General features: G+C 69.9%; 9 protein-coding genes and 1 pseudogene. 1 reads left to right on the forward strand and 9 read right to left on the reverse strand.

Annotated features, from left to right (window positions below; translation table 11 throughout):
* Nucleotides 1-50: 50 nt before the first annotated feature.
* The 3 genes from ACLEQD_RS32670 to ACLEQD_RS32680 all read right to left on the reverse strand — a co-directional run bounded on the left by ACLEQD_RS32670 (nucleotide 51) and on the right by ACLEQD_RS32680 (nucleotide 2,128).
* A complete protein-coding gene (locus ACLEQD_RS32670; protein WP_410389403.1) occupies nucleotides 51-413 on the reverse strand; it encodes a hypothetical protein in 363 nt (120 codons plus the stop codon).
* Between the two features lie 81 nt (nucleotides 414-494).
* Complete coding sequence (locus ACLEQD_RS32675; RefSeq protein ID WP_410389404.1) at nucleotides 495-857, reverse strand: hypothetical protein; 363 nt, start codon at nucleotides 855-857, stop codon at nucleotides 495-497.
* On the reverse strand, nucleotides 854-2,128 hold the full coding sequence (locus tag ACLEQD_RS32680; protein ID WP_410389405.1) for a hypothetical protein: 1,275 nt from the start codon (nucleotides 2,126-2,128) through the stop codon (nucleotides 854-856). Before ACLEQD_RS32680 ends, ACLEQD_RS32675 begins: the two co-directional genes overlap by 4 nt.
* Nucleotides 2,129-2,263: 135 nt before the next feature.
* Here ACLEQD_RS32680 and ACLEQD_RS32685 point away from each other — a divergent pair, with 135 nt between their 5' ends.
* Nucleotides 2,264-2,647 (forward strand): hypothetical protein, encoded by a 384-nt coding sequence (locus ACLEQD_RS32685; protein WP_410389406.1) that lies wholly within the window; start codon nucleotides 2,264-2,266, stop codon nucleotides 2,645-2,647.
* A gap of 7 nt (nucleotides 2,648-2,654) precedes the next feature.
* Here ACLEQD_RS32685 and ACLEQD_RS32690 read toward each other — a convergent pair whose 3' ends face one another.
* From ACLEQD_RS32690 to ACLEQD_RS32715, 6 genes and pseudogenes are all read right to left on the reverse strand, one after another.
* Nucleotides 2,655-3,038, reverse strand: coding sequence for a PAS domain-containing protein (locus tag ACLEQD_RS32690; protein ID WP_410389407.1), 384 nt, complete (start codon nucleotides 3,036-3,038; stop codon nucleotides 2,655-2,657).
* 201 nt (nucleotides 3,039-3,239) lie between these two features.
* Nucleotides 3,240-3,572 carry a glutathione S-transferase C-terminal domain-containing protein gene (locus ACLEQD_RS32695; RefSeq protein WP_410389408.1) on the reverse strand — a complete coding sequence of 111 codons (333 nt, stop codon included), beginning with the start codon at nucleotides 3,570-3,572 and terminating at the stop codon, nucleotides 3,240-3,242.
* Entirely contained in the window at nucleotides 3,548-3,982 is a 435-nt protein-coding gene (locus tag ACLEQD_RS32700; protein WP_410389409.1) for a glutathione S-transferase N-terminal domain-containing protein, read from the reverse strand. The genes ACLEQD_RS32695 and ACLEQD_RS32700 overlap by 25 nt, the downstream gene beginning before the upstream one ends.
* A 100-nt stretch (nucleotides 3,983-4,082) precedes the next feature.
* Nucleotides 4,083-5,612 (reverse strand): hypothetical protein, encoded by a 1,530-nt coding sequence (locus tag ACLEQD_RS32705; protein WP_410389410.1) that lies wholly within the window; start codon nucleotides 5,610-5,612, stop codon nucleotides 4,083-4,085.
* Nucleotides 5,613-5,905: 293 nt separating this feature from the next.
* The gene (xerD, locus tag ACLEQD_RS32710; RefSeq protein WP_410389411.1) at nucleotides 5,906-6,841 is read right to left on the reverse strand and encodes a site-specific tyrosine recombinase XerD; all 936 of its coding nucleotides are present in this window, start codon (nucleotides 6,839-6,841) and stop codon (nucleotides 5,906-5,908) included.
* A 72-nt stretch (nucleotides 6,842-6,913) separates the two neighbouring features.
* A pseudogene (locus ACLEQD_RS32715) lies at nucleotides 6,914-7,408 on the reverse strand (hypothetical protein); the annotation flags it as partial.

Below are 7,408 nucleotides of genomic sequence, written 5' to 3' on the forward strand. Positions count from 1 at the left end.
CGGGTTGAACCTGGCGGACCTGGGCGGGAGCTGAGGGCCGGAGGGTGCGCTCAGGTGAACTTGAGCGTGCCCTCGCGCCAGGCCTTGAGGGTGTGCTCTGCTCGGAATCCCACGAACCCAGGACGCTTCGCGAGCCAGAGCAACGTTGGCTCGCTGAGTTCGGGAGCGAATTCCAGGACATGGAAGGCTGCATGCATCCGGAGGGTTTCGTCCTCGCTCTTGAGCAGGGGAATGAGCTGGGATGTCGCCCCCCGGCTCCGAAGCTCCTCGTAGGCCCCCACGACCTTGTCGTGGGCACTATTGGCGGACCGCGAGTCGGCGGCCTCCAGCGCTTGTCCGTACGCGATGGACCCATCCGCGTACCACTGGACGAGCTCTTCGGTGCTGGCCTTCTGAAACTTGCGGGCACTCAAGGAATGACTCCAAAGCGCATGAGGATCATCCCGGGTTGAACCTGGCGGACCTGGGCGGGAGCTGAAGGACGGAGGGTACGCTCAGGGGAACTTGAGCGTGCCCTCGCGCCAGGCCTTGAGCGCGTATTCCGCCGCGAGCCCATTGAGCCCCGGCCGTTTCGCGATCCAGAGCAATACGGGCTCGCCGAGTTCCGGAGCGAATTCCAGCGCATGGGCTGCGACGTGGGAACGTATGGTCTCGTCCTGACTCTGAAGCAGGGGAAGGAGTTGGGTCGTCGCGCCACGGCTCCGAAGTTCTCGATATGCCCCCGCGATTTTGTCGGCGGCGCGATTGGCGGACCGCGAGTCCCCGGCATTCAGCGCTCGTCCGGCTGCGACCGCTCCCTCCGCGTACCACTGGATGAGTTCTTCGATGCTGGCCTTCTGAAACTTCCGGGTGCTCAAGGAATGGCTCCAAAGCGAATGAGGGTCTTCATGCCGAAGTCTCGTTGGGCCTGGAAGGACTGGCTGCTCAACCATTGCCGCACGGTCTGGGCTCCCGTGAAGAGGCTGATTTTCGATGAATAGTACCCGCTGATCCGTTGATGCATGGCTTCGTCAATGGCGATCACGTTCTCGGTGTTGTGCAGGGCCTGGGGTCCGACGCGCTGAACGTTTCCATCCGTCTGCTCGACGATGTGGTGCCACTGCTTCCCCGGCCCTGCGGGTCCTCGCGCCCGCTTGAGGGCGCTGAAGGAATTCCACGAACGGATACCGCCGGCTGGAGGTGCCCCACTCCCCTTGGCAGCCATGGCGACGGCCGTGGACGGAAGTGCGAGTGTGATGACGCCGCCCGAGACGGACACCGCCCGCACCTGCTCAAGGCTCGCGACGTGGACGCCAATGCGTGAGGCCCCCAACGCGCCGCCCGGGAAATTCGGCAGTGTCGACAGCCGCGCCGCCAGCAACGACGCACCACCGGTCATGCCGTAGCTCACCGCGACCGTGACCGCGAGGACGAGAACCCGCGCGATGGAGGGCCCCACCCGGGCCGCGAAGCGCTGACCGGACTGGTCCAGCTCCTCCCAGGTGGTGGCCTGGTCCGTCGCGAGCTTCAGTTCCTGACTCGCCTCCACCAGCTCCAGGAACGTCTCCGCACCCAGGTAGAGCAGGAGCAGGGCCGAGATGAGCGCAGCGCCCTTGGTGAAGGCAGGCTCGGGGTTGGCGGCCAGCGCCGCCCAGGTCACGAGGCCCGTGGCGATGACCGAGTAGAAGATCTGCGGCGCCAGGGTGTCCTCCACGGCCCTGGAGATGCTCGCCTTGAGGGGTTCGAGGGACAGAGCAAGCGCCACGCCCAGCTTGTCCCAGTCACTCAGCCCCATCACGTCTTCGAGCAGCGAGATGCAGTCACCCCGCCGAGGCCCCGGTTCGCAGAAGCCGCCGAACCCACGGTCCGTCACCCGCTGCCATCGGGACTCAGCCTCGCTCGTGGGATAGGTGGCGCGCACCCAGGTGCCCGGCCGCGAAGCCCGCAGGCGCAGGGGCGTGGCCAGAACCAGCTCGGTCAGCGCCTTCTCGAATGCCCCCGCCCCTACCGTCACGGCCCGGACGGGAGAAGGAGGGCTGTACTCGCTGGGCAGACCCTCCCCCGTATCCAGCCGTACCCTCCCCCTCGGCGTGGCGCACGCACTGAGCGAGGCAAGGAGCAGGACGGCGAGCTGGACTCGAAAGGCCATGAGTCCCTCTCCCTAGCGCGCGGCTTGAGGCAAGGGGAAGGCCGGGCGGGAGCTGCGCGACAGGTCCACTGGATGGAGCGACGGTTTCCTGAACCGCGGGCCATGGGTATCCAGAAACGGGACAGGAGCGCGCGAATGGACCCATCAGCCCGTGAGCGGATCACCCTGGTGGAGGTGCTCGAACGGACGGCGCCTTTCGACGTCTTCACCACGACCCTCCAGGCCGCGGTGCGGCGGCTGGAGACGGAGGGCGTGAGCAGCCTGCTCAGCATCCAGTTCCACGCCCGGCCGGAGGACCCGGAGGTCGGCGCGGTCATCACGTTCGCGGACGCGCGCCAGGTCATGGAGCACATCCGGAGGATCTCCGGCTGGCCGGAGTTCAAGGCGCTCCTCGGCGTCGCGAGGCCCGTGGACGTGCGCGTCTACGGGCGGCTGGGCGAGGAGGCGCAGGCCTGGCTCCGGACGATGAACGTCGTGAGCAAGGTCTTCGAGAGCCCCGTCGCGGGCTTCGTGCGCTGAAGGCGGCTCAACGCTCGCCGGGCATCTTCTTGTCGGACACCAGCACCCAGACGGAGTCCGTCTTGTCGCTGTAGAAGAGCGTGATGGCCACGTGGCGCGCGCCGTGCGCGAAGCGGAAGACGAAGCCGAACGTCTGGTAGAGCTTCTTCGCCCGGACGCCCTCCTGGAACAGGCCGAAGAACTCCCGCACGCGGGTGCACGGCGCCACGTCGTAGAAGAAGTTCTTGCCGATCTGCTCGCGAGCCTGGATGCGCGCCAGCGACGCCTCGGTCCGGTTGAACTTGAGGATCCGGCCCTGCGCGTCCAGCTGGATCATCCCCAGGGGGAGGTGATCCAGCTCCACTTCCGACATGTTGTCGACCCGCTGGATGAGCGCATCGAGCGACTCCATCGAGGCCGATTGCAGGGGAACGGGTTCACCAGTGGGGATGGCGTGGGGGGAAGGGTTCATGCGCGAACCGTAAAGGATGTCCGGACCGGCACGCCCGTGCGGTGGCGGTGTCCAACGTTTGATCGTTGGGTGGTGTGCGCCGACGCGGGCGCAACCCTCCGCTATCTGACGGAAGCCTTGGACGGCAGCCCCCCATCCGCCTCAGCTCGCGGCCCGCAGGGGCATGCTCGCGGTGCGGGTGTCCGCATCCACCCGCCCGAGCCACGCGCTCAACCGCCCGCGCCGGTCCACCTCCGCGCCCTGCCAGGGCGTGAGCGGCGTCCGCAGGCTGTGCAGCTGCGCGAACAGGGCGAGGTCCGCCACGCTCAGCGCCCCGGACAACCAGAAGCCCTGCTCCGGGGCCCGCGCGTCCAGCTGGTCCAGCAGCGCCCCGAACCGGCGCCAGCACGCCTCCGGGCCCGCGCGCCAGACGTCGCGCGCCACCAACCGCTCCACCTGCTTGCGCCGGATCAACGTCGGGACCACCGCGCGCACCGGCGCCGGCATGAAGTGGAAGAACGCGGCGCGGGTCCGGGGCCAGTTGCGGTCATCCGCCCAGCGCGACGCGACCAGGAAGCCGTTGAGGGACGTGTCCGCCAGCTCCTCCCAGAGCAGCGCCTCCGGTGAGGCTCGATGCGGCCCGGCGCCAGCTGCTGGATGCGCGCGAGGATGGCCGTGGAGTCCGGCACCGCCTCCGCCCCCACCAGCAACACCGGCACCTGTCCGGTGGGGTTGTGCGCGCGGTGGGAGGCCGGGTTGTCCGCGCAGGCGCGCGCGTAGGGCAGCCCCGCGTACTTCAGGGCGCGGTGGGCCTTGATGCAGAAGGGAGAGTAGCTCTCGAAGCCGGGCAGGCCCGGGTCGGCGAGCTCCAGCAGGGTCAGGGGAGGCAGGGCGTTCGTGGTCATGACGCCACCCTACCCCCGCCTCGTGACAGCCTTCTGTCAGGATTGTGGAGCGCGGAGTGGCGGTGCCCTGCCCTCCCCCGCGCTCCCAGGTGTCACCGGCCTACTGGCCGTTGTACTTGAGGTCGCGCGGGTTGACGGGCGGCTGGCCGCGGACGGCGTCGAGGGCCTCGAAGGCCTTCATGCCGCTGTTGCCCTGCGTCGCCGCCTGCCACGCGGGCAGCGACTTGAAGGCGAACACCATGTCGAAGTCCATGGGCACCGTCCCGGGATCCAGCGGCACGTTGCCCGGGTTGTCCTGGAACCACTTCATCCAGGCCTGCGAGCCCGGCTGCTCCAAGACGAGGGCGTTGTTGTCCGGCCCCCCCACCGTCGGCGGCATCGTGGTGGTGGGCAGGAGGAAGGTCTTCATGGGCCACTCGGCCACGCTGTGGCAGCTCATGCACGACGAGGCCTGCACGTTGCGCACGAGCTTGCCGTTGACGATCGCGGGATCCACCACCGCGCCGTCGTTCGGGCCGGACAGCCGGCCGCCCCACCCCAGCGTCGCCGTGGAGTACGCGGGCGCCGCCGGGTTGATGACCGTCTCCTGCAGCGGCATGGTGGGGTTCTGCGTGGAGTTGACGTTCGGGTCATCCCCCCACATCGCGCCCAGGGGGATCATCTTGTCCCACGCGCTGCCGGGCACGCGCATGTCGTAGACGAGCGTGGAGAACACCCAGCCCGTCTTGGGCGCCGTCTGGGTGTCCTTGACGATGATGTCGAACTGCATCACCGACGCGTTCATCACCTGCGGCGGCGCGTTCGAGGGGCCGTTGGGCGGCGGGACGTAGACGGGCCACAGGGTCGCGCCCTGCATCACCGGCCAGTCCTTCGCCAGCGCGCTGGTCAGCGCGACCTTGATGACGATGGAGCCCTCCGGGAACTGCGCGGACGTGTTGGTGAGCGTGGGGTTCATGGCCGTCTTGCCCCACACCTGCCCCAGCGCGTACGCCGCCACCTTGTCGTAGTAGGTCAGCACGTACGTCGTCATGTCGACCTTGAGGCCGGACGCGGCGAAGGTGGCCGCGGGGAACTCGGAGCCCACGTAGGTGCCGTGGATGCTCTCCCGGATGGAGGCGAGCCACGGCTCGTTGTACCAGCCCGCCTGCGCCGCATCCCACTGGGGATAGTTGTAGAGCAGCGTCTGCATGGACGGCGCGATGTACGCCTTCAGCGCGTTGACGTACGCGAGCGCGTTGGCCTTGGAGATGGGCTGCCCCTTGAGCGCGGCGATCCACGGCGGATTGGCCGGCGGCGCGGCGGGCGCCTGCGGATAGTCATGGCTCAGGCTGAACAGCGGGCCCTGGTACTGCGAGGACGGCGGGACGTTGCCGTTGTTGTCCGCGAAGGGGTTCGCGTTCACGGAGTTGCGCTCGAACGCGTCACGGGCCGCGCCAAACGGCGTGCGCGCCCTGGCGTCCGAGGGCGCGGTGGCGGAGGCCGGCACCACCTTGGGGGCGGGGGCCTTCCTGGGCGGCGGCTTCGCTTCGGCCGCGTCGGCATCCGGCACCTTGCAGGCGGAGAGGGACAGCGCCATGCAGCCGGTGAGGCCCAGGACGCCAGACATCAGGGATTGGCGGGAACGCTTCATGGACGAGCAGACCTTCGTGGGCCACACCGCGCCCGAGTGGGGTGAACGCGACGACCGTGCGACAGCAGGGCGGACGCCATGTCCGCCACCGCCGTCCCGCACTGCACAAGGCGATCCACTCCCTGACGAACGCGTCGCGCCCTCTGCGAAGGCGCCTCCTCGGCGCGGCCCCGGGCCTGAAGCGCGCGTCTTCACCGCAAGCGCTTGCGTTCGCGCGCGACGCACGCCCCTGGCCCCTCCCCTGGGGCCAGGGTCCCCCTACCCCGCGGCGGCCGGGCGCTCGACTCCCGGCGTCATGGCGTGGGCGGGCGCTTTCGCGCGGGGGGCTTCGGCTTGAAGGCGTCGCTGCGCGGGTGGAACTCGTCGTACACCTTGCGCAGCCGCGCGCTGTTGACGTGCGTGTAGATCTGCGTCGTCGCCAGGTCCGCGTGGCCCAGCATCTGCTGCACCGCGCGCAGGTCCGCGCCGCGCTCCACCAGGTGCGTGGCGAACGAGTGCCGCAGCTTGTGCGGCGACAGCGGCTTCAGGATGCCGGCCTTCAGCGCGTAGCGCTTGAGCAGCTTCCAGAAGCCCTGCCGCGTGAAGCCCTCGCCGCGCGGCGTGACGAACAGCGCCTTCGCCTCGCGCTTGCCCAGCAGCTCCGGCCGCGACAGGGACAGGTACGCCTGGACCTTCTCGATGGCCACGCGCCCCAGCGGGACGATGCGCTCCTTGGCGCCCTTGCCCCGGGTGACGAGGTAGCCGGACGTCAGCTGCACGTTGTTGAGCTCCAGCGTGCACAGCTCCGTCACGCGCAGGCCGGTGGCGTAGAGCACCTCCAGCATGGCCTTGTCGCGCAGGCCCGTGACGGTGCGCTCGTCGGGCGCGGCGAGCAGCTGCTCCACCTCCTCCAGCGTGAGGAACACGGGCAGCTTGCGGGGCGACTTGGGCGTGTCCACGTCCTCCGTGGGGTCCTTGTCCGCCAGCCGCTCCGCGACGAGGAAGCGGTGGAAGACGCGGATGGCGGCCAGGTGCCGCGCCTGGCTGCGGCGCCCCAGGCCCTGCTTGCCCAGCGTCACCAGGTGCGCGAGCACGTCCTCCTGGGTGACGCGCGCCACGTCCTCGCGGCCGCGCGAGCGCAGGTCCTCGAAGTACACGGTGAGGTCCGCCGCGTAGGCGTCCACCGTCTTGCCGGACAGGCCCCGCTCCGCGCGGATGAAGGCGATGAACGCGTCGAGCAGTCCTTCCATGGTCCCCTGGAGGGTACCGGACGCGCCCTCCAGGGCAACTCCCTGACGGGCGCCCCCCTCCCCGCGGGGCCTTCAGGCGTGGGGGCCGGCGGCGTCCTGCGCGTGCGCGCGCTCCAGCGCCTCCACCACCCAGGGCCAGCCCACCAGGATGTTGCCCGGCGAGCGCAGGCACGCGTCCGCCACCGCCAGCACCTCCGCCGGCCGCGAGCGCACCGCCAGCGCCAGGTGCCGGCCCAGGAACGGGTGCGGCAGGTAGCTCAGGTTGTGGTGCCGCACCGGCGCCCAGCGCAGCGTGGGCTTCCCGGTGAAGCGCTCCACCGCGTACGCCACCGCCTGCGCCAGCACCTCCAGCGCGTAGAACGGCAGCCGGAACGCGCACGTCAGGAAGGCCACCAGCGCGCTCGCCGCCACCGCGCCCGCGAAGGACACCGACGAGGCGCTGCTCCACACCAGCATGGGGACCAGGCTCGTCGCGATGGCCGCCACCTGCACGTTGCGCACGGACGGACCGCGCCCGCTCGCCAGGCCGCCAATGCTCCCCGCGGACAGGCCGGACACGATGCCCAG

Origin of the sequence: Corallococcus sp. 4LFB, assembly GCF_046520365.1 — a bacterium.
Taxonomy (GTDB): Bacteria; Myxococcota; Myxococcia; order Myxococcales; family Myxococcaceae; genus Corallococcus; species Corallococcus caeni.

Coding starts and splice junctions, on each gene's coding strand:
- ACLEQD_RS32705 (WP_410389410.1), bottom strand. CDS start 5,612: ATGAAGCGTTCCCGCCAATCCCTGATGTCTGGCGTCCTGGGCCTCACC.
- ACLEQD_RS32680 (WP_410389405.1), bottom strand. CDS start 2,128: ATGGCCTTTCGAGTCCAGCTCGCCGTCCTGCTCCTTGCCTCGCTCAGT.
- ACLEQD_RS32685 (WP_410389406.1), top strand. CDS start 2,264: ATGGACCCATCAGCCCGTGAGCGGATCACCCTGGTGGAGGTGCTCGAA.
- xerD (WP_410389411.1), bottom strand. CDS start 6,841: ATGGAAGGACTGCTCGACGCGTTCATCGCCTTCATCCGCGCGGAGCGG.
- ACLEQD_RS32690 (WP_410389407.1), bottom strand. CDS start 3,038: ATGGAGTCGCTCGATGCGCTCATCCAGCGGGTCGACAACATGTCGGAA.
- ACLEQD_RS32700 (WP_410389409.1), bottom strand. CDS start 3,982: ATGACCACGAACGCCCTGCCTCCCCTGACCCTGCTGGAGCTCGCCGAC.